The sequence below is a fragment of the Salifodinibacter halophilus genome (assembly GCA_012999515.1).
Lineage (GTDB): Bacteria > Pseudomonadota > Gammaproteobacteria > Nevskiales > Salinisphaeraceae > Salifodinibacter > Salifodinibacter halophilus.
In genome coordinates, this window is the sequence record JABEEB010000687.1 from 1 (window position 1) to 238 (window position 238).

The 238-nt window shown below is 62.6% G+C and carries 1 protein-coding gene; it reads right to left on the bottom strand.

Annotated elements, in window-relative coordinates; genetic code table 11:
* Positions 1 to 238: hypothetical protein (locus HKX41_13320; GenBank protein NNC25115.1), on the bottom strand; the 238-nt coding region annotated here is incomplete at both ends.

Below are 238 nucleotides of genomic sequence, written 5' to 3' on the forward strand. Positions count from 1 at the left end.
GTTCTGCGCGGCGTTGGTGCGCCAGGTGCAGGCCAGGCCGATCACCACGCACGAGGCGTTGTTGTTGTTGCCGTAGTAGTTGCTGTCCTGGAACTGGATGTAGCTGTCCGACTGCACCGCGCCGATCAGGGTCAGGTGGTTGGCCGGCTGGTTGCCGTCCAGGTCGAGCACGTTCGGCGCCTGGATCAGGTTGAGGACCAGCGACAAGTAGGAGTAGTTGAAGTTGGCGCGGTCGATG